The organism is Listeria kieliensis (assembly GCF_003369925.1).
In the GTDB taxonomy this organism is placed as follows: Bacteria; Bacillota; Bacilli; order Lactobacillales; family Listeriaceae; genus Listeria; species Listeria kieliensis_A.
On record NZ_LARY01000004.1, the window covers coordinates 1 to 19,798 of the forward strand.

Annotated in this window: 19 protein-coding genes; 6 read left to right on the plus strand and 13 right to left on the minus strand. The window is 41.2% G+C overall.

The genetic code is table 11. From position 1 onward, the window contains the following. Positions 1-424: 424 nt before the first annotated feature. Together perR and UR08_RS12465 are read right to left on the minus strand one after the other, a co-directional pair. Entirely contained in the window at positions 425-868 is a 444-nt protein-coding gene (gene perR, locus UR08_RS12460; RefSeq protein WP_115754000.1) for a peroxide-responsive transcriptional repressor PerR, read from the minus strand. 80 nt (positions 869-948) lie between these two features. Beyond that, positions 949-1,893: an NAD(P)-dependent oxidoreductase gene (locus tag UR08_RS12465; protein WP_115754001.1), complete on the minus strand. Its 945-nt coding sequence runs from the start codon at positions 1,891-1,893 to the stop codon at positions 949-951. 149 nt (positions 1,894-2,042) lie between these two features. Here UR08_RS12465 and UR08_RS12470 point away from each other — a divergent pair, with 149 nt between their 5' ends. Then, positions 2,043-3,341, plus strand: a complete 1,299-nt coding sequence (locus UR08_RS12470) for a glutamate-1-semialdehyde 2,1-aminomutase (RefSeq protein WP_115754002.1) — start codon at positions 2,043-2,045, stop codon at positions 3,339-3,341. A 78-nt stretch (positions 3,342-3,419) separates the two neighbouring features. Then, complete coding sequence (locus tag UR08_RS12475; RefSeq protein WP_115754003.1) at positions 3,420-4,499, plus strand: aromatic acid exporter family protein; 1,080 nt, start codon at positions 3,420-3,422, stop codon at positions 4,497-4,499. Between the two features lie 29 nt (positions 4,500-4,528). Here UR08_RS12475 and UR08_RS12480 read toward each other — a convergent pair whose 3' ends face one another. From UR08_RS12480 to mutY, 4 genes are all read right to left on the minus strand, one after another. Next, on the minus strand, positions 4,529-5,926 hold the full coding sequence (locus UR08_RS12480; protein WP_115754004.1) for a PA2928 family protein: 1,398 nt from the start codon (positions 5,924-5,926) through the stop codon (positions 4,529-4,531). 124 nt (positions 5,927-6,050) lie between these two features. Beyond that, on the minus strand, positions 6,051-6,578 hold the full coding sequence (gene ntdP / locus UR08_RS12485) for a nucleoside tri-diphosphate phosphatase (RefSeq protein ID WP_115754005.1): 528 nt from the start codon (positions 6,576-6,578) through the stop codon (positions 6,051-6,053). 176 nt (positions 6,579-6,754) lie between these two features. Continuing rightward, positions 6,755-7,501, minus strand: coding sequence for an enoyl-[acyl-carrier-protein] reductase FabL (gene fabL / locus UR08_RS12490; protein ID WP_115754006.1), 747 nt, complete (start codon positions 7,499-7,501; stop codon positions 6,755-6,757). Continuing rightward, positions 7,494-8,600, minus strand: coding sequence for an A/G-specific adenine glycosylase (gene mutY / locus UR08_RS12495; protein ID WP_115754084.1), 1,107 nt, complete (start codon positions 8,598-8,600; stop codon positions 7,494-7,496). The genes fabL and mutY overlap by 8 nt, the downstream gene beginning before the upstream one ends. 246 nt (positions 8,601-8,846) lie before the next feature. On the opposite strand from mutY, the gene UR08_RS12500 reads away from it, so the two are divergent. Beyond that, on the plus strand, positions 8,847-9,830 hold the full coding sequence (locus UR08_RS12500) for a metal-dependent hydrolase (RefSeq protein WP_115754007.1): 984 nt from the start codon (positions 8,847-8,849) through the stop codon (positions 9,828-9,830). 108 nt (positions 9,831-9,938) lie between these two features. On the opposite strand, the gene UR08_RS12505 is transcribed toward UR08_RS12500, so the two are convergent. The 3 genes from UR08_RS12505 to recX are packed head-to-tail and all read right to left on the minus strand — an operon-like array spanning position 9,939 to position 11,460. Further along, positions 9,939-10,400 carry a dCTP deaminase/dUTPase family protein gene (locus UR08_RS12505; protein ID WP_115754008.1) on the minus strand — a complete coding sequence of 154 codons (462 nt, stop codon included), beginning with the start codon at positions 10,398-10,400 and terminating at the stop codon, positions 9,939-9,941. Further along, positions 10,397-10,648 carry a YfhJ family protein gene (locus UR08_RS12510; protein ID WP_115754009.1) on the minus strand — a complete coding sequence of 84 codons (252 nt, stop codon included), beginning with the start codon at positions 10,646-10,648 and terminating at the stop codon, positions 10,397-10,399. Before UR08_RS12510 ends, UR08_RS12505 begins: the two co-directional genes overlap by 4 nt. Continuing rightward, entirely contained in the window at positions 10,645-11,460 is an 816-nt protein-coding gene (gene recX / locus UR08_RS12515; protein WP_115754010.1) for a recombination regulator RecX, read from the minus strand. The genes UR08_RS12510 and recX overlap by 4 nt, the downstream gene beginning before the upstream one ends. A gap of 91 nt (positions 11,461-11,551) precedes the next feature. Between recX and UR08_RS12520 the strand changes: the two genes are divergently transcribed. After that, positions 11,552-12,463, plus strand: coding sequence for a TIGR01777 family oxidoreductase (locus UR08_RS12520; RefSeq protein ID WP_115754011.1), 912 nt, complete (start codon positions 11,552-11,554; stop codon positions 12,461-12,463). Positions 12,464-12,489: 26 nt separating this feature from the next. Here UR08_RS12520 and glf read toward each other — a convergent pair whose 3' ends face one another. Genes glf through UR08_RS12540 form a run of 4 tightly spaced genes read right to left on the minus strand, consistent with a single transcriptional unit; the run spans position 12,490 to position 17,616 of the window. Beyond that, a complete protein-coding gene (gene glf / locus UR08_RS12525) occupies positions 12,490-13,635 on the minus strand; it encodes a UDP-galactopyranose mutase (protein ID WP_205757256.1) in 1,146 nt (381 codons plus the stop codon). Positions 13,636-13,653: 18 nt separating this feature from the next. Continuing rightward, entirely contained in the window at positions 13,654-14,667 is a 1,014-nt protein-coding gene (locus tag UR08_RS12530; RefSeq protein WP_115754013.1) for a glycosyltransferase family 2 protein, read from the minus strand. Further along, positions 14,664-15,185: a GtrA family protein gene (locus tag UR08_RS12535; RefSeq protein WP_115754014.1), complete on the minus strand. Its 522-nt coding sequence runs from the start codon at positions 15,183-15,185 to the stop codon at positions 14,664-14,666. The genes UR08_RS12530 and UR08_RS12535 overlap by 4 nt, the downstream gene beginning before the upstream one ends. A gap of 28 nt (positions 15,186-15,213) precedes the next feature. Beyond that, on the minus strand, positions 15,214-17,616 hold the full coding sequence (locus UR08_RS12540; protein WP_115754015.1) for a glycoside hydrolase family 3 C-terminal domain-containing protein: 2,403 nt from the start codon (positions 17,614-17,616) through the stop codon (positions 15,214-15,216). Between the two features lie 153 nt (positions 17,617-17,769). Between UR08_RS12540 and UR08_RS12545 the strand changes: the two genes are divergently transcribed. Together UR08_RS12545 and UR08_RS12550 are read left to right on the plus strand one after the other, a co-directional pair. Further along, complete coding sequence (locus tag UR08_RS12545; RefSeq protein WP_115754016.1) at positions 17,770-18,480, plus strand: LytR/AlgR family response regulator transcription factor; 711 nt, start codon at positions 17,770-17,772, stop codon at positions 18,478-18,480. After that, entirely contained in the window at positions 18,477-19,787 is a 1,311-nt protein-coding gene (locus tag UR08_RS12550; RefSeq protein ID WP_115754017.1) for an ATP-binding protein, read from the plus strand. The genes UR08_RS12545 and UR08_RS12550 overlap by 4 nt, the downstream gene beginning before the upstream one ends. Positions 19,788-19,798 lie beyond the last annotated feature (11 nt).

The following is a 19,798-nucleotide window of genomic DNA, read 5'->3' on the forward strand; positions in this document are numbered from 1 at the left end:
TTGCTAGCTTATTTACTAGTTTTGTTTTGGAAATCGCTCTCGATTTCCTGCCCTGCGAATTGATTGGTGAAACATACTGTTTCATCGCTTTTTCGTCTTCTTTTTGTTCAGTTTTCAAAGGTCATTTAGTTGCAAAAACAAGTTTCATTTTGAAAGTGAATTCGTTTTTTGCGACTTTTAAATCATATCATTCAAACGCTGATCTGTCAACAATTTTTTAATTTATTTTTTGTTCATTTTCAAATTAAAAATGTCGTAATTAGTAGCGCCGAGAACTAATATACCAAGTTTAGAAGAGGATGTCAACAAAATTATGAATAAAAATGTAGAAAAATGTAAAATCAAGTTTAATGGTTCTATTTCTGCATAAAATTTGCATATAAAAAGTATGCAACAATGCGTCGCACACTTTTAAGTTATTCAATTAATGCTTTTCTTTAGCCTGACACTCTGGACAAATTCCATAAACTTCCAAACGATGCTTATTAATTTCATATCCGGTAACAGAAGCTGCAAAGTGTTCTACTTCATCTAAACCTGGATAATGAAAATCTACAATTTTTCCACACTTTTCACAAATCGCATGATAGTGATTAGACGTAGTGAAATCAAAACGGCTCGAAGCATCACCATAAGATAATTCTTTAATTAACCCTGCATCGCGAAACACACGTAAATTATTGTAAACTGTCGCAACGCTCATATTCGGATATTCAGGTTCTAAGGCCTTATAGATTTCATCCGCTGTAGGATGGGAATGCGAATTAATTAAGAACTCTAATATAGCATGACGTTGAGGAGTAATACGGACTCCAGACTGTTTGAGGACATCTATTGACTCTTTTAATTGAGTACTAGACACCGCCATGCACTCCTTCCCTAAATTAAAATAGTTTTAATACTTCTATTATTTTACTGGATACTCTTCTATTATGTCAATAATAGGGTTTAATAGCCTCGCTTTAAATCTACTTCATTCACTAAGGCTTCGTTTTTCTTAAATCGGATTATGTTTTCAGCAAAAATGGGAAAGCTACGTTTTAGGTACTGGTCGGTATGTCCAGACACGTGCGGAGTCAAAGTTACATTTTTTGCTTCCCATAACGGGCTCTCTTTCGGCAAAGGCTCTTCTGGAAAGACATCTAAATAAAAATGTCGAATGGCTTTTTTCTGGATAGCTTCTTCGAGCACTTCTTTTGTGGTTACGTTTCCTCGGCCAATATTGATGAAAACAGCATGGTCAGCAAGGCTTTCAAAAAAATTTCTTCCATAGATGCTATCTGTTTCTTTCGTCTTCGGAAGGATGGAAACAAAATAGTCTACTTCTGGAACGGACTTGGATAGGTTACTTAATGGGTAGGTTTCATCAAAAGATTCTGCTTTGTGGCCGGTGGTATTATACCCGATCGTTTTCATTTGGAACATTTTGGCAAAGCGTGCTACTTGGATGCCGATTGCTCCGGTTCCGGCAACGGCGATGGTTTTTTCGCCTAGTTCCACTACGGGGTGTTCGGATGCGTATTGTTTTTGCCGCTGTGCGGTGTTGAAAAAACTTAGTTGCTTCACGTCGTCTAGCAAGTAAGCCATTACAAATTCGGCCATTGGGTAGGCGTGGATGCCTCGCACATTGGTGACTTTGATTTGTCGGCTTGTGATGGCTTCTTTTGGAAGGCCGTCGACACCCGCTGAATACACCATGATCCATTTGAGATTTGTTGCTTCTTGGATCAGTTTTTCTGTGAGGTCACTGCCGTACGTGACAATCACTTCGACTTCTTTTAGTTCAGGAAAGCTTTCTAGATGGTCTGTGTAATGGATTTCGTCGGTTTCAAATTGTCTAGCAAATTCTTTTTGCAATTCTTCTGGAATTGCCATAGTGAAAACAATTTTCATTAAGTCTACCTCCCCTTTTTTACCCAGTGTATGACTTTTTTTGAAAAACAGCAATGATCTTGCCCTTTCAAGTTGCGACTTCGCTTTATTTTTCATAGAATAGAGGAGACGAGCAGGGAAACCTGTCTGATATAAAAGGAGATGTAAAGATGAATCATTCGAAATCTGAAGAGCTACACGAAGAAGCGAAAAAACACATTGTTGGTGGTGTTAACAGTCCAAGCCGATCTTACAAAGGTGTTGGTGGCGGTGTTCCGATTACGATGAAATCTGCAAGCGGCGCTTATTTTTATGATGTTGACGGAAACAAGTACATTGATTATTTAGCTGCTTTTGGTCCGATCATCACTGGGCACGCGCATCCACATATCACAAAGGCGATCACACGCGCGGCAGAAACAGGTGTTCTTTACGGGACACCAACGGAGCACGAAATCACATTTGCCAAAATGTTGAAAGAAGCGATCCCTTCGCTCGATAAGGTCCGCTTTACAAATTCTGGTACGGAAGCTGTGATGACAACTGTTCGGGTGGCTCGCGCTTATACGGGACGTGAAAAGATCATCAAATTTGGAGGTTCTTATCATGGCCACTTCGATCTTGTGCTTGTGGAAGCTGGTTCTGGCCCTTCTACACTTGGAACACCCGATTCTGCTGGAGTGACGCAAGCGACTGCACGCGAAGTGATCACGGTTCCGTTTAATGATTTGGATGCTTTTCGCGAAGCTCTTAATGTTTGGGGCGATCAAGTTGCAGCTGTTCTCGTTGAACCGATTGTTGGGAACTTTGGGATTGTTGGTCCGGAACCTGGCTTTTTAGAGAAAGTGAATGAAATGACGCATGAAGCTGGCGCGCTTGTGATTTATGATGAAGTCATCACGGCATTTCGTTTTATGTATGGAGGCGCGCAAGATTATTTACATGTAACGCCGGATTTAACGGCACTTGGAAAAATTATCGGCGGCGGGCTTCCAATTGGAGCTTATGGCGGTCGTGCGGATATTATGGAAGAAGTGGCTCCGCTTGGACCGGCTTATCAAGCTGGAACGCACGCAGGGAACCCAGCTTCTATTCAGTCGGGTATCGCTTGTCTCGAAGTGCTTCAGGAAGAAGGTCTTTATGACCGCTTTGAAAAACTGGGCCGGATGTTGAAAGATGGAATTTTGAGCGCGGCAAAAGAATATCAAATTCCTGTTACGGTTAATCAAATTGTCGGAGCTTTAACTGTCTTTTTCACAGATAAAACGGTTCGAAATTATGAAGATGCCCAAAATACGGACGGTGAAGCTTTTGCTCAGTTCTTTAAGGGGATGCGTGAGGAAGGTATTTTGCTTGCGGCGTCGAAGTATGAAGCGTGGTTTGTCACAACGGCTCACACGGAAAGTGATATTGAGGAAACTCTCGAAGCGGTTCGACGCGTTTTCAAAAAAATGGCGGAAAATAAGTAAAATCATGTTATTAATGAGTAAGTCGGGTTATAATAAGAGAAAAGTGTTTTTGGACACTTTAGAAAGGAATTACTTCGCATGAAATTCGGAGCTCGAATTCTAAAAACCGGAATTGCTATCTCGCTCGCACTTTTTATTGCGCAGCTTTGTAAGTCGCCTTCACCGGCGCTCGCAGGTATTTCCGCTATTTTTGCGATTCAGCCCTCGATTTATCGTTCCTATTTAACTATTTTAGAACGTGCTCAAGGGAATGTAATCGGAGCCGTAATTGCCATTTTGTTCGGACTCTATATCGGGAATGACTTTATTTTAATCGGTGTTGCATCGATCATCTGTGTGGCGCTTTTGCTAAAATTAAAGCTTGAAAACACAATTGGTCTTGCTGTTGTGACGCTTGTCATTATTATGGATTCTCCCGGAAACGGCTTTCTCGAGACAGCGCTCATTCGTTTTGGGACGATTATGCTGGGTCTTGTAGCGGCATTTATTGTGAACTTGATTTTTATTCCGCCGAAATATGAAGTTACGCTTTATCAACAGATTTATACGACAAATAGTGAAATCATGAAATGGATCAAATTGAATTTACGTCACGCGGCGGATTTCCCTCTTCTGAAAAAAGATATGAACTGGATGCAAAATCAAATGTCGCAAATTCGCAATCAGTATGATTTATTTAAAGAAGAGCGCTCATTCCGTAAAAAAGAGATGCTCGCAAAGTCACGAAAGATCGCGATTTACCGGCAGATGATTCTATGTTCACAAAAAGCGATTGATTTATTAAAAATTCAGCATCGCTATGAAAATGATTATTTGCTTCTAGCTCCTCTCAAGCAAGAACTCATCAGGCAGCAAATTGATTATTTAACGGACAAACACGAACAACTGCTCCTTACTTATATTGATAAGGTAGCCGTGGATGTTGATTATGTGGAAGATCATTTGGCTCAGGATCCAAAAGAATTGATGGATTTATTTATTAATGAACTGAAATTGGATGATGAGACGCGTGAGCTAGATGAGTATCACTTGATGCGGATTATCGCTTCCATTTTCGCTTATCAGGAAACGGTAGATTACTTAGAAAAATTAATTCACAGTTTCAAATTGAGACATCAAGAAGACAACCAAATTGATATTAGCGTCACTGAAGAATAAAAATGCTGCAGGCTGAGCCTGCAGCGTTTTTATTCGGGTTTCTTGCTAAAAAAGCGATCATTTTCAAAACTATAGCCTTTTAAATCGCCATTCTTTAAGTTGATTTCAAGCAAGTAACCATTAGAAAGAAGCGTCAGTTTATCGCCTTGTCGCGCGGTATTCGAAATGCTTGAAGTATGTAAATCTGTCGTCCAGCTGACTGTCTTTGTCTTCGGGTTAAAGGCACTTAGTTTCAAGTTAGAAGCCATCTCTGTCGTTTCACAATGCCAAATTAGCCAGTCTCCCTTACTTGTCGTAAGCGGTAAATATTTCGAACTTGTTGATAACCCTAGTCCACCCGTTAGTCTAGCAAAACGAATATAGTCAGCTGAATATGAACTGCTGTTTGTATCTGTGACTTGGCTTTCAAAGTCAGTGAGCTTATGAAATGCGTCATTCGGTGGTCGTTTTTTGTTAGGATCCAGTATGAATTCACCGGCAATAAAAGCTTGTGGCGAAACTTTTTGTTCAGGAGAAACAGCTACTTTATTTTGTTCGACAAATTTGGTCTCGTAAAGGTACGATCGCTCATTTTCTAAGTCGGTTTCAATATCGCCACCTGACTGAATGGACTGCATTTCTTTATCCGACAAGAAAGCGACTAATTGATTATTTCCCGGATTTGTCGTAATTTGCGTGGTCTCAAAGCGTTTCCCACTCACTGAGCTTTCAGGAAAATCTGTTGCTTGGATTCCACCTTTTGCTACTTGCCCTGTTAAATTTTTAGGATTGATTTGATAAAATTGACCATCTAATCCCTTGAAATAAACAAACTGGTTTTTTACGATGTAATTTTTATACTGTTTAGGTAATTGATTTTGAATTCCTTTGAAGTCAGTTGTTTTCGCCAAAGTTTTCCCTGATTTTAAGGCGATCACTTGAAGGCCATTCCCCGTAAAATACCAAAGTTTATCTCCCGTTTTCCCGAGTAATTCTGCTTCCCCACCGCGTTCAAGCTTCGTTTGCCAAATTTCTTCTCCTGTTTCTGGTGAGAGCGCAACGGCGTAATACCGCGTTCTTCCGTGCGTGCCATATCGTCCTGTTTCATTGGCTAGAAAATTAGCTGTCGAAAGCGCAATGGCATCCTCTCCATCCGAAGTTTTAAAAGCAACCATGTTTTGTCCCGGCGTAACAGAACTTGCTCCGCCAAGCGCAATGGATAAAATTAAAAACAAAATCACAGGAAAGACAAGCGGCCCAATTAAAATCGATAAAAAAGCGGCAATCGAAAAACGCTCTTTTTTTTGAATCAACCCTCGAATATAGCGGATCGCAAAAAACACACAAGCTGCTGCAATCACATAGATAATCGTTAAAAAAATGTTATGCCAAATAGCATGGTCATACTGAAAAGCGCGTACAATTCGGTCCCAAAATGTTAACTCCAATTTTTCTCCCCCTTTTTCTAGCTCACTTTTTTTGTCGTTTTATGTAAAAATTCAGTTAGTTAACAATAGCAAAACCCTAAGCCCATTCGAAATTTTATAGGCCTAGGGTCCGTCAATAATGACTTCAACGGTATTCCTTGTACTTTTCGTACCAAATGTCAATGTAGTCTTTCGAAAAAGGTCCCTTTTTATCAAGAATCCAGTGACTCAAAATATCCACATTTTTTCGTAAAATCCGATCGATTGAATCCGGATATTTCATTTGGCGACGATGCTGTTCATATTCGCCCTCATCAAGCAAATGAAATCGCCCATCCGGGAAAACTTTGATATCTAAATCGTAATCAATGTATTTGAGTGCCTCACGGTCCACTGCAAAGGGTGTCCCAAGATTACAATAATGATATAAGCCGTCTTCTCGAATCATTGAAATGACATTAAACCAATAATCGCTGTGAAAATAACAAATGGAAGGCTCGCGTGTAACCCACTTTCTTCCGTCTGATTCGACAACTAGCGTGTGATCATTTCCGCCGATGATCACATTTTCCGTTGATTTAAGGACAACTGTTTTTTTCCAAGTACGATGAAGTTTACCGTTATGCTTGTAGCTTTTGATTTGAATAATTTCTTTTTCTTTAGGCAAGTACATATGCGCTTTCCTACTTTCTTCATGTACTAGAAACGGTTCACTTTGTATTATAGCATAAAAAAATGACACAAAAAAACTATAAACTCCTTCAAAAACACGAATAACCCTAGAAAACCACTTTTTCAAGAACACAAAGAAAGCCTTGGACGATTTAAAACCATCCAAGGCTTGTTACATTATACAAGTAAAGTTCGTCCACCATCCACAATAATCGTTTGCCCACGAATCATATCCGCTTGCTCACTTGCGAGAAATAGAACCGTGTTTACTAAATCATTTAGCTGAACCATTCTTCCTGCTGGTGTTTTATCAATCGCATCTTGAATCAATTCTTCTTTGTTCGGGAAGTGATCAAGTGCCTCTGTTTCGATCAAACCTCCTGAAACTGTATTGACCGCAATTCCAAGGGGAGCAAGTTCAACCGCCAAGTATCTCGTCAAGGATTCAACAGCTGCTTTTGAAACGCCAACCGTGGTGTAGTTTTCCAAGTAACGAATGGCTCCAATCGAACTCAAACCGATAATCTTCCCGCCTCCCGTTTCTTGCATCAATTTCGCGGCTTCTTGACTAGCGAACAGCAAAGCTTTGGCGTTAATATTCATCGTCCAGTCCCAGTGGGTTTCTTGAAGCTCCATGAGCGGTTTTAAAACGCCACTTGCGGCATTGCTGACAAATAAATCGAGGCGTCCAAATTTTTCTTTGATTTCAGCAAACATCGCGCGCATTTTTTCTACATCGCCAATATTGGCCCGGAAAAGTTCACAACGACGCCCCATTTGCTCGATTTCAAGTTTGACTTCCTCTCCCTTTTTCCGACTTCTCGCAAAGTTCACTGCGATGTCATATCCTTCTGCTGCTAGTTTTAATGCGATTTCACGCCCTAAACCACGACTACTTCCCGTTACGAGTGCTACTTTATTCATTGTTATTTCCTCCTTTTTGCTTTAAAAAAGCTTGCCACATTTTTTGATACGGAACTGGAAAGGCAAGTTCTGCCATCTCATTTTCCGTTAAGCATTTTGTACGTCCTGTTACTTCCCCTTCTAAAATGCGTGCATGTTTAAGTTCAACTTCCCAAACAAGGTGTGAAAACACATGCTTCACATGCGTCACGACTTCATCCGAGAGTTCTAGCGTAAGTCCGTATTCCCGTAAAAATTTAAGTTTCACGAGTTCATCATTCTCATCTGGCGCGGCTTCCACCGTCGGAAACTGCCACATTCCTGCAAGCAATCCCGTGCTTTTCCGCTGTTCGACAACATATTTCCCGTCTTGTTCAATAATCATCGCCACAAGTGGAATCGTTTTGGATTTTGTTTTTTTGATTTTAACCGGATAATCCAATTCTTTTCCGTCTTTGTGTGCCTCACAAAACTCTTGAAGCGGGCATAATAAACACATCGGTTTTTTCGGTGTGCATACAAGCGCGCCAATTTCCATAAGTCCTTGATTGAATGCAGAAGCATGTTTTGGATCAATTAGTTCATATAAAATAGCTTCAAAGGTTTTTCGTGTTTTTGGTTTCATGATATCTTCGTCGATTTCAAAAATCCGTGAAATCACGCGCATCACATTACCATCAACGGCGGGCTCTTGCTTCCCGTAAGCAATACTCAGAATAGCTCCTGCTGTATAAGGCCCCACACCTTTAAGACTTAAAAGTTCTTCTTTTGTATCTGGAATGACCCCATCAAACTCTTCAATGACTTGCCGCATTGCAATTTGCAAATTTCGAACGCGTGAATAATACCCTAAACCTTCCCACGCTTTTAAGATTTCTGCTTCTGCTGCATACGCAAAATCACGCATCGTAGGAAATTTTTGCATAAAGCGTTCAAAGTAAGGCAGGACTGTATCGACTCGCGTTTGCTGGAGCATGACTTCTGATACCCAAATCCGGTAAGGATCTGTATTTTCACGCCAAGGCAAAACGCGCTTGTTTGCGTCATACCAAGAAACAAGGGCTGCTCGAAAACTTGAAATTTTAGATGAATCCCAGTTTAGAAATTCATGTGTTTGCATTTTATTCACCATAATTCTCATAAATTTTTAATGTGCTGTTCTTCTCAATGTGTAGTATAATATAGACGAGGGAATAGAATAATAAGCTTGACTTTTACTATTATACAGAAACTCTAAGTTTTTGAACAGGCTTCTGTATAGAAAAGAAGAGCTGATTAGAGTTTATTACTCTAATCCCATTTTGTTACAGAAAGCAGTCGCTTTCTTTTAAAGGTGGCTTCTTTCACTCTACGAGGAGGAAAGCTTTTGGACACTGGCACACACGTTGTTATGGGGATCGCACTTGGGGGACTTGCAACGGGGATTGACCCTGGAATCGCAAGTAGCTCACCCGCTGTGGTCGGCATCATGGCAGCAACGATCATTGGTTCTCAAATTCCTGACGTCGATACGGTTTTAAAACTTAAAAACAACGCGGACTACATTCGCAATCACAGAGGAGTTACTCACTCTCTGCCGATGCTTCTTGTTTGGCCGCTCCTTATTTCAACTATACTTTACTTTGTTTTTCCGCAAGCGACTTTTATTCATTTACTGCTTTGGAGTTTCATCGCAGTTGCGCTCCATATCTTTGTTGACATTTTTAACGCGTATGGCACGCAGGCGATTCGACCCTTTAAGGATACCTGGGTCGCCTTTGGTTTTATCAACACATTTGACTGGTTTATTTTCGGTTCACATGTTGTTGCGATCATCCTTTGGCTGCTTGGAACACCCGCGGGTCCAACGTTCTTTACACTCTATGCGGTCCTAGCGCTTTACTATGTCGCGCGAGCCGTTACACAGCAAATGATCAAACGAGCGGTTCAACATTTGATTCCTGACGCTGAAGAAATCATTGTTGCTTCAACCATTCATTTCTTCCAGTGGCGCGTTGCCGTCACAACGAAAGATCATTACTACGTGGGACGTGCATTCAAACGAAATATTTCGATCTATGAAAAATTCGATCGTTTGCCTGTTCCAGATAATGAACTCATTCGTGCTGCGAAACAGGATAAAAATTTAGCTGCTTTCGTTTCATTCTCCAAAGTCTATAACTGGCGGATTGAAGAAAAGTTAGATGCAACCTATGTCACGTTTACGGATCTGAGATATCGCAGTAACGGGCATTACCCATTTGTTGCAGTCGTGCGTTTAGATGATAATTTAAAAATTCTATCGTCTTATACAGGCTGGATTTTCTCAGATGAAAAACTGCAGAAAAAACTAGTTCCTGTCGCACTTTAACCTTACCCCATACAAAAAAGAGAGTTTTTTACCACTCTCTTTGCAAGAAACCGGGAGGTAAATGGATCATTTCATTTACCTTCCGGCTTTTTTATTAGCCTTCCCAATTTAAAGCCCTGTGCTGCCAAAACCGCCATCGCGCGTTTCGCTCACCACTTCGTCTTCGTCAGCCACAAGATACTTCGTAAAAATCCCTTGCGCAATTCGTTCTCCCTTTTGAATGGTCACGGGTTCGCTTCCGATATTTCGAAGCGCAATTCCAATATTCCCATCGTTAGCCTTGTTCTCATAATAAGAAGCATCAATAATGCCCGTATTATTCGACAAGTTAAGCCCACGCTTAATGCCCATCGAGGAACGGACATGCATCATCAATACCTCATCTTTTAACATGTAACTTTTCACATCTGTGAAAAAAGTATGCGTACCGCCGGGATAAAGCGTCGCATCCTCATTCGAATAAAAATCATAACCGGCTGAACCAGCATCCGAACGTTTCGGTAAATGAATTTCTTCGCCTTTAAAAAAACGACTATCCTCGCGAACCACTTCAAAACCACGTTGTCTCATTTTGTTTCCCCCTCATTTCCATCTTTTTGCTTTCTTGTAACCAAATGAAGCATCGCTCCATGATGCTCAATTTGTTGTCTCACATAATTAGCTGCATACTCTGCCCCGCGGTAAGGATAGCCTGCTTTTGCATACGAGCTTTCAAAATCACTCCACAGCATTTCCACCCACCAAAGTGCTTTTTCCTCATCAAGAGTCGGATTTTTCTCAAGCAATAACTTCGTTAGCTCTTCCGTGTAACCATTCACTCGTCTTCCACCTCTTCAAAATCAATCTCATGTTCCGCCAAATAAGACTCAATATTGGCATAGCTAAATCCCTTTTGCATCAAGGATTGGATCGTTTTTTGCTTCGCTATACGCGGTTCAAACCGTTTGTTCTTACGCATCAATTTTTCAAGCTGTTTGCGGAGAACCTCGGTTTCATCATCTTCACTTAACTCACTTGTCGCTTCGCTTGCCGCCGTTTTCCCTTCAAGCTCCGAAAAACCTTTTTGCAAGAGATCCGTCCGAATTTTCATTTTCAAGCGCTCTTTAGCCAGATTCCGGCTGCGCCTTGCGATTTTCGTTGCTTCTTTAAGCGCGTTTTCCTCGCGCTCTTCCGCCGTATACGCATCCAAACTTTCCTCAATGACTTCCCGCGTAATGCCTTTTTCGATGAGTTCTCGGCGAATTTTCCCAGGACCTTTCGTCGTGGTCTTCACTTGCGTTCTTACATAAAGCTTCGCAAATTCAGCATCATCTAGATAATCCATTTCCACAAGCTTTTGAATGATACTATCCCGGTGTATAGCTTCAATTTCCTGTTTCGCCAAAAAAGAACGCATTTCTTTTTCTGAACGAACTCGGTGCGATAAAAATTGAATCGCTTTATTTAATCCGATGCGAACTTGATCGGCTTCTTCAATTTGTTCAATTTCTTCTTCCGAAAGCGTTTTGCCTTTTGACAGGTGAAATCGTGCGAGGACTTCTTCATCCACACTAAAACGATACTTTTCATCAACAAAAACATTGTAGCGCTCTTTTCTTTTTTCCTGTACTCGGATTGCGGTAATTTTCATGAAAAAACCTCCCTGTTTATCTTACCATACTCCAAAATGGGTTTCTATTGTTAATTAAACGGGAAAAGGCCAAACGAAATGAGGTGAAGAAATGAATATTTTAATTGCCGGAGGAACTGGATTTATCGGCAGACGGCTAACCAAGTCTTACATGGAAACAGGAGATCAAGTTTATATTTTAACACGAGAAAAACGAGCTTCCTTCGAGAACGTTCATTTCATTCAGTGGCTACAAGATGACACTTCGCTTCCTGATTTGAGTGAGATTTATTTCGGTCTCGTTATCAATCTTGCTGGGGCAAACTTAGCGACTAAAAGATGGACTGCCAGACGAAAAAAAGAAATCGTTGATAGTCGGATTCAAGCAACCGCAGCTTTACTTGCCATCATCAAACGTCAAAAACAAAAACCAGATGTGTGGATCAATGCAAGCGCAATCGGCGGTTATCCTCCCTCTTATACTGAAATCTATTCGGATTATTATCGTGAAGAGCATCCTAAACGCGCTTCTTTCCTCGGGAGAGCTGTCACAGAATGGGAAAAAACAGCCGCTCAAGTGGAAAAGCTTGGGATTCGGCTGGTCGTCGCCCGGTTTGGTCTTGTGTTAGGCCGCGAAGGTGGGGCTTTTCCTTCATTTGAAAAAGTATTTCGAAGCGGACTTGGCGGAAAATTTGGCACGGGCGACATGTGGTATTCTTGGATTCATATTGACGACCTTGTCCGCGCGATTCGTTTTGTCGCGTCCGACGAGAACTTAACGGGGATTGTTCATTTTACTTCCCCACATCCTATCCAAGAGAAGCAGTTTGCTGAAAAGTTAGCTAAAAGATTGCATCGGCCTTCTCTCTTTACAATCCCAGAAGCGGCGATCAAGCTTGCTCTCGGAGATAAGGCGGCGGCCATTTTGGATAGTCACCGGGTGTATCCAGAGCAACTTGTTTCCCATCATTTTGAGTTTTACTTTGATACGATTGATCTTGCTTTAAGCGATTTAATTGACTAGAAAAAGCTTGGAAGTTGTGCTGACATTTAGCGTTTGTCAGCAACTTCCAAGCTTGTTTCTTGCAAAAAGTGAAGTTCATGTTTAGCGAGTATGAGCGCTTGGTAGATCACTTGGTCCATATCTAGGTACTGGTAGCTTCCGAGCCTGCCGCCAAAATGGACCTGTGGCAATGCGCGTGCTTTTTCTGCATATTTTTTATATCGTGCCTGGTTTCGCTTATCATTGATCGGGTAAAAAGGTTCTTTCGTCCGGTCCCACGGTTCAGGATATTCTTTTGTAATGACCGTTTGGGAACTTTCTTTTTTCGCAAAATGTTTGTGCTCAATGATGCGCGTGAAGGGCGTTTCTTGATCGGTGTAATTGATGACTGCATTTCCTTGAAAATCAGCTTGTTGTAAAACTTTCGTTTCAAACCGGAGCGAACGATATTCAAGTGCCCCAAATTCATAATCGAAAAATTCGTCAATCATTCCTGTATAAATGATTTTTTTAAATTGGCTTAAATAGTTTGCTTTTTTGCTCAAAAAATCCGTATTCGTTTGTACCGTGATGTTAGGATGATTCAGCAGGCGTGCCACCATATTCGTATAGCCTGCTTTTGGAATTCCTTGGAAGGGATCATTAAAATAGTTATTATCGAATGTCCAGCGAAGTGGAATTCGCTTGATAATAAAACTTGGGAGTTCGTTAGGCTCTTTTCCCCATTGTTTCTTGGTATATCCTTTAATTAACTTCTGGTAAATCTCAGGGCCGACCATGGAAAGCGCTTGTTCTTCTAAATTGGTCGGCTTTTTCACCCGGTATGGGGCAGTCTCCGCTTGAATGATTACTTTTGCTTCTTCAGGAGACGTCACACCCCAAAGCGCATGGAAAGTGTGCATGTTAAAAGGAAGTGGATAGAGCTTCCCGTAATAGTTTGCAATCGGAGAATTGATGAACGGAAGAAAATCTGCGAACTGATTTACGTAACGCCAAACGGCTTGATTTTTCGTATGGAAAATATGAGCGCCGTATTGATGCACTTCAATTCCTGCGATTTCTTTTGTATAAATATTTCCCGCGATGTGCGCTCTTTTTTCGAGAATCAGCACTTTTTTGCCCGCTCTAGCAGCTTCTCTAGCAAAAACAGCTCCAAAAAGACCCGCTCCAACAACTAAATAATCTGCTTCCACCAAGTCATCCTCTCCTTTCTAATTGAAGCCATAAACCTTTTGACAAACCCGGTACATGCCTAGTGTCGTTTTTCGACCAACCAAACCTGGTAAATGCACAAATTGACCAAGAAGGCTAAAACGGAGGCGATAATAAAGCGAACTATCGGTTTTATAGATATACTCCCAAAGTTGCCGTTTTTTTAGCAACTGGTCATGGCTTTGCTGTTTCATAAGTAAAACTGAGGAAACGGAAGTCACAATTTCTAGGAATTGTCGCATATAACGTGCGCAAGACCGCTCCAAATTTTCTTGCTTGCTATAGTAATTTACCATTTGGGTGTTCACGAAAAGCTGTTGGTCAATTCGGCCAATCATAACGGATTCGTTCACGGACTGATCGCTGCGGCCAATAAAATAGCGGTAGAAGTCGATGTCTAAATACAACATTTTTTTCACGAACGGGAGCGGATAAAAAGCAAATAAATTATCTACATAAAAAGTATGATGTGGTAGCTGCGGCACTTTTTCTCGCAAAATCGCTGTTTTGAAAACGAGTGAGTGCATGAGCAGATATTTACCTACTGGAAACCGAACTTCACGCCAGTCGAATACTTTATTTTGTGGGAGAAAGCTTCGATACTGCACCGTTTTTTTGTGGCGAGCGCCTTGTTTTTCATATACATAGTTGTTGATGATCATGTCAGGTGCCACGCTTTTCTCCACTTGTAAAATAACTTGAAGGAGTGTTTTGAGCGCATTTGGGTCAACCCAATCATCGCTATCGACTACTTTCAAGTACATCCCGGTTGCTTCTTTGATTCCAGTGTTCACTGCAGCCCCGTGTCCGCCGTTTTCTTGATGAATCGCACGCACAATTCCGGGAAACGCCCGCTCGTAACTTTCCGCAAGCTCGCCTGTGCTATCTGTCGAGCCATCATTCACAATGAGAATTTCGAGATGCTCGCTTGTTTCCCGAACAAGTGAATTCAAGCAACGTTCTAAATAATCTTCTGAATTAAAACTTGGGACGACAATTGTGAGTTTCTTCATACGGACTCCTTCTTCATAATTTTGAACTTCATCATTGGATAATTGATCACCACTTGCAAAACGATGTTGACTAAGTTAGCGATGGTCGCGGCAAGTCCGCCAACATATGGATGCAGCACGCGGATGACGTAAGGTGGTAGCCAAACGGATACAAGGCCCGCTACCGTTACGGTTAGGATGTACCAAGGTAAGGCTTTTAAAATGGCATTGTCCGCTTCAAAAACGAATTTGCGTTGCACAAAAAAGTTCACAACTTGAGCACAGATGTAGGCAAGTAAGAAGCTTAAAAAGCCGCCTAATCCACCGTTTTCTGGTGCATAATTGAAAATGAACCAGTGAAATGGAAGGGATTCAAAGCATTTAAAAAGAAGCCCCGTCCCAAGCCAAAGCATAATAAAATTAGTAATCGTCGCCACATTGCTTAGCAAGTTAAATAAAATAAATTCTGTCCAATCTGGATGTTTTTGCTTAAAACGGTGAAACCAAGCAAAGCGCGTGTTGTTTTTTTCTTTAGTCATAGATTTTTATTCCTCTTCTAGAATTTTTTTACTGATTTTTTTTGCAATTGCGCCGTGCTTTCAAAACGGAACGAAGTCCTTTCCAAAAGCTCCCGTTCACAATGGTTAAAATTCCTTGGACCATTTCACGGTCAATTTTCCCTGCTGTCATTTTGTAAATTGCACGAAATGGCATATTATAAATGAAAAGTACATTTAAGTTGGGCTTTCCTTTTTTCTCGCTGCGCTGTTTCTTTTGTTCAAGAATATGATAAGCAAGGCGCGCTAACGCACTTTTGGCAAACTGCATGTCCCCGATCGTATCGTTTTCAAGCAAGGGGCGCCTTGTTAAGGTTGCTTCTTCTTTCGTCACTTCTCGACCGAGTAAGGCTTCAAATTCCGCAAGAGGAACTTGTTTCATTTGTCCGCTAAAATAATGCGGGAATTTTTCCACTTGGCTTTTTTTCTTAGCTGCCGTTCCTTTTTGTTCCACGGTCGTGCTTAGTTCAATCGCTTCTGAACTTGTTCCGATTTCAACTTTGTAGTGCCCCGGCTCGATTTCAAATTGGTTGGTTTCTGTATCAAAATAGCGGAACGTGTATTCATCAAACGGAAGAAAAACGGTTTGGGATTCGCCTCGTTTCAGAAAAGTCTTCGCAAACGCTTTTAACTCACGCTTAGGTCGGAAATTTTGACCGGACTCCATTGAAACGTAAAGTTGGCTAATTTCTTCTGCATCAAATTGACCCGTGTTCGTTAGCTGGAAAGAAACGCCCGTCTCGCTCAATTCAATATCTGAATAGGCAAATTTGCTATAGCTAAGCCCAAATCCAAAAGGATATTTAACAGGAACACTAGCTGCTTGATAGTACCTATAACCAACAAAAAGAGCTTCGAAATACTGGGATGCTTTTCCTTTGGCAGGAAAGTGATCGCCAAGTGCAGTATCTTCCAGCCGAAATGGATACGTTTCATTTAGTTTCCCTGAAGGGGAAGCCTTTCCTGTCAAAAGATCAAGGAGCGCAGATGCTCCAGCTTGTCCACTTAAATAGCCGGTTAGGATGGCTTTTAAGTCGGTATCGAAAGACAAATCAAACGATGAGCCGCCTGCAAGAATCCCAATTAGATTCGAATTCACTTGTTTCAGTGCATGGATGAGTTCTAATTGATTTTGCGGCAGTGTAAATTGCGTTCGGTCCATCCCTTCGCTTTCACTTGATTCATCTAAACCTAGATAAAGCAAAACGACGTCAGCCTTTTTCGCGAGTTCCACTGCTTCTTTCAGCAATTCAGGTTTGGTGGCAAGGGAGTTCGTTTTGTATCCCGTTTCGAAGCCGACAAATTCGACCGGATAGTCACGAATGATATCCGTTGCCGCTTCTAGTCGCGTTGGATTCACAAGTGATGAACCGGCTCCTTGGTAACGCGGCTTTTTCGCGAATTCACCAATCAAGGCTACTTTCGTTCCTTTTTTTAAAGGCAAAATGGCTGCTTCATTTTTTAGTAAAACGGCACTTTTTAACGCGGCTTCTTTGGCAAGCTGATGATGCTCGCTTTCCTTCTCACTTGAGAAAGAACCTGACTTCGTTTCTTTACTTAGAAGGACAGTCAATAGCTCACTGATGCGTTCATCAAGAACTTGCTCGGATAGCTCACCGTTTTGAATGGCTTGGATGATTTCATTTGCGCCGGCTGCTCCGGTTGAAGGCATTTCTAAATGACTGCCATTTTGCACACCTAAAACATGATCATTACTGCCGCCCCAATCGGAAACAACAAATCCATCAAATCCCCATTCTTGTTTTAAAACGTCGCGCAGTAAAAACGCATTTTCATTTGCATAGACACCATTTACTTTATTGTAGGCGCTCATCATCGCTTTTGGATGCGCTTCTTTTACAGCGATTTCAAATCCAGTTAAGTAAATTTCTCGGAGGCTTCTAAGGTCCACTTCTGAGTCAGAAGCCATTCTCCTCGTTTCTTGACTATTTGCTGCGAAGTGTTTTGGGCAAGCAAACGTTCCTGTTGCTTGAATTCCTTTTATGTAAGATGCAGCCATTTTCCCGGCTAAATAAGGGTCTTCGCTAAAATATTCGAAGTTTCGTCCTCCTCTTGGGTCGCGCTTAATATTGAGCCCGGGGCCGAGCACAACATCAACGTCTTGACTAATCGCTTCTTCGCCAATGGCTTCTCCAATTTTTCGCGCAAGCGTTTCGTCCCAGCTGTTCGCAATCGTTGCTGCCGTTGGAAAACAAGTTGACTTGCGGCTTTCGTTGAGCCCTAAATGATCGGCTTTTCCTTCTTGTTTTCTTAAACCGTGCGGACCGTCTGACAAGAAAAAAGAAGGAATATTCATTCGGGCAATTTCATGTGTCTCCCAATTATTTTTCCCGGAAAGAAGAAGTGCCTTTTCTTTCAAAGTTAACGTACGAGTGAGTAGTTTAATATCCATCTGCTTCCCTCCCTTTAGAAAAATCGCACTTGCTTAAAAGCTAAGGTTAGTCTATCATGAATGCAAGCGCTTTTATATCGGGTCTGCAAATCCTGCATAAAATCATTCATTTTCTGTTTGGGGAAGGGATTTCAACAAAAAGGAGAAGGAAAAATGAGAATTGCCATTGTAGAAGATAACGTGCTGCATCAAGAAACTTTGCTGCGTTATCTAAACGCGTACGCTGCTGAAAAGAAGCTTGAGGTTTTGGTGGATTGTTACCAGGATGGAATTGAAATTGTGGATCAGTTTAAATGCAACTATGATGTGATTTATCTCGATGTCGAAATGAATATCATGAACGGCATGGAAGCGGCTAAGCGAATTCGTGAGCATGATGAAGAAGTCTTGATCGTATTTGTTACAAACTATGTCCAGTGGGCCATTGAAGGCTATTCAGTTGGCGCGATTGATTTCCTGCTTAAACCGCTCACCTATTTTCATTTCGAGGAGCACTTTAAAAAAATCCTGAATAAGCTTGTGGCAAAAGTCAAAAAAGCGATTCCTGTTAAAGTTGGGAGCGGCATTCGAAAGGTTTTACTTGATGATATCTTGTATATCGAAAGTGAAGGGCACTATTTATATTTCCACTTAAAAACGGAACAGTTTTCTATTCTTGAATCGATGAAAAATATGGAAACGCGTTTAAAAGAAGAGCATTTTTTCCGCTGTCATAATTACTACTTGGTCAATTTAAAATATGTCAAAAGCATTGGAAAAAATGGACTCACGATTGGTTCTGAAACGCTTCAAATCAGTCGACCTCGCAAAAAAGCTTTTATGGAAGCACTCACGAACTATCTCGGCGATGGGACGCTTGCATGATGATGGATCTACCTAACATTCCCCGCTTGTATACCGCCCTTTCTGAATGGCTTGCTTGTCTTCTTTTTTTGCTTCCTTTTTTAAAGAAACGAAACAAAGTGCATGTGAACACTGAGCTGATTTTATTCGGCTTAGGACAGATTTTCTTGCAATATCTTGTGAGTACTTGGTCTCTTGCTTTTTGGATTCCTGGAATGCTTTTAAATATTGCTTGGATGTTTGGTATGCTGTTTACTACAGGCAAGCTTTCGCTTCGAGAAAGCTTTTATTTAACGGCAAAAGCCTTCATTGTGGCTGAGTTTACTGCTGCGTTTTCTTGGCAGCTTTATTATTTACTTTTTTGGAAACCGGGACAATCTTTTTCGGTTTTATCCATTTTGTTCGTTTTGATCGTCTATGCGATTTTGTTTGGCGTTTTTTATTTGCTGGAACAAAAACTTGGGCGCGGGAAACCACTTGAGCTTCGCAGGAAAGATGCTGTGATCAGCATGCTAACCGCAACAATTGTGTTTATTACAAGCAACATTGGCTTCGGCCTTGCAACGACTAGTCACCCGTTCGGCGATAGTTTTTCATTGTTTTTTATTCGGACGCTTGTTAATTTAACTGGGATTTGTATTCTTTATATTCAAGAAACGCAACGTTATGAATACTTTTTGAAAAAGGAGCTGGTCGCTGTTAATCACCTTTTTGAACAGCAATATGATCAGTATATTCGCTACAAAGAAAGCAGCTCAGCGATTCAGCAAAAGACGCATGACTTGAAGCACCAAATTAATGCGCTTCGGTTTGAGTCCGACCAAACGGCGCGGAAGAAATATTTAGATGAGATGAGCGAAACCATCGCTAAATTTGAAGCGAGTATTTCAACTGGAAATGCTATTCTAGATACGATTTTGACGCAAAAAAATGCGTATTGCTTGAGTCACGGTATCACGTTTAGTTGTCTTGTCGATGGTAAACTATTGGCGTTTATGGACACGATGGATATTTGTAGTTTATTTGGAAATGCGCTCGACAATGCGATTGAAGCTGTGATGCAGCAACTGGAACAAGAAAAGCGGCTCATGAAGTTAAATGTGATGCAATCGGAGCAATTTTTGGTGATTCGAATCGATAATTATTCGACTTCGGAGCTCACATTTCACGAAGGCATGCCAAAAACGACCAAGGTAAATCAAGATGCCCATGGTTATGGCTTAAAAAGTATCGCTTATATCGCAAATAAATATCATGGTGTCATGACGATTGACCACAAGGAAAATTGGTTTACGCTTAAAATTTTAATGCCACTTCCCAAAAAATGAGGTGCTCGATT

What these genes read in the sequence shown, in the direction of transcription:
- perR (WP_115754000.1), bottom strand. Translation starts at nt 868, where the DNA reads ATGGCGGTGTCTAGTACTCAATTAAAAGAGTCAATAGATGTCCTCAAA.
- UR08_RS12465 (WP_115754001.1), bottom strand. Translation starts at nt 1,893, where the DNA reads ATGAAAATTGTTTTCACTATGGCAATTCCAGAAGAATTGCAAAAAGAA.
- UR08_RS12470 (WP_115754002.1), top strand. Translation starts at nt 2,043, where the DNA reads ATGAATCATTCGAAATCTGAAGAGCTACACGAAGAAGCGAAAAAACAC.
- UR08_RS12475 (WP_115754003.1), top strand. Translation starts at nt 3,420, where the DNA reads ATGAAATTCGGAGCTCGAATTCTAAAAACCGGAATTGCTATCTCGCTC.
- ntdP (WP_115754005.1), bottom strand. Translation starts at nt 6,578, where the DNA reads ATGTACTTGCCTAAAGAAAAAGAAATTATTCAAATCAAAAGCTACAAG.
- fabL (WP_115754006.1), bottom strand. Translation starts at nt 7,501, where the DNA reads ATGAATAAAGTAGCACTCGTAACGGGAAGTAGTCGTGGTTTAGGGCGT.
- mutY (WP_115754084.1), bottom strand. Translation starts at nt 8,600, where the DNA reads ATGCAAACACATGAATTTCTAAACTGGGATTCATCTAAAATTTCAAGT.
- UR08_RS12505 (WP_115754008.1), bottom strand. Translation starts at nt 10,400, where the DNA reads ATGAGACAACGTGGTTTTGAAGTGGTTCGCGAGGATAGTCGTTTTTTT.
- recX (WP_115754010.1), bottom strand. Translation starts at nt 11,460, where the DNA reads ATGAAAATTACCGCAATCCGAGTACAGGAAAAAAGAAAAGAGCGCTAC.
- UR08_RS12520 (WP_115754011.1), top strand. Translation starts at nt 11,552, where the DNA reads ATGAATATTTTAATTGCCGGAGGAACTGGATTTATCGGCAGACGGCTA.
- UR08_RS12530 (WP_115754013.1), bottom strand. Translation starts at nt 14,667, where the DNA reads ATGAAGAAACTCACAATTGTCGTCCCAAGTTTTAATTCAGAAGATTAT.
- UR08_RS12535 (WP_115754014.1), bottom strand. Translation starts at nt 15,185, where the DNA reads ATGACTAAAGAAAAAAACAACACGCGCTTTGCTTGGTTTCACCGTTTT.
- UR08_RS12540 (WP_115754015.1), bottom strand. Translation starts at nt 17,616, where the DNA reads ATGGATATTAAACTACTCACTCGTACGTTAACTTTGAAAGAAAAGGCA.
- UR08_RS12545 (WP_115754016.1), top strand. Translation starts at nt 17,770, where the DNA reads ATGAGAATTGCCATTGTAGAAGATAACGTGCTGCATCAAGAAACTTTG.
- UR08_RS12550 (WP_115754017.1), top strand. Translation starts at nt 18,477, where the DNA reads ATGATGATGGATCTACCTAACATTCCCCGCTTGTATACCGCCCTTTCT.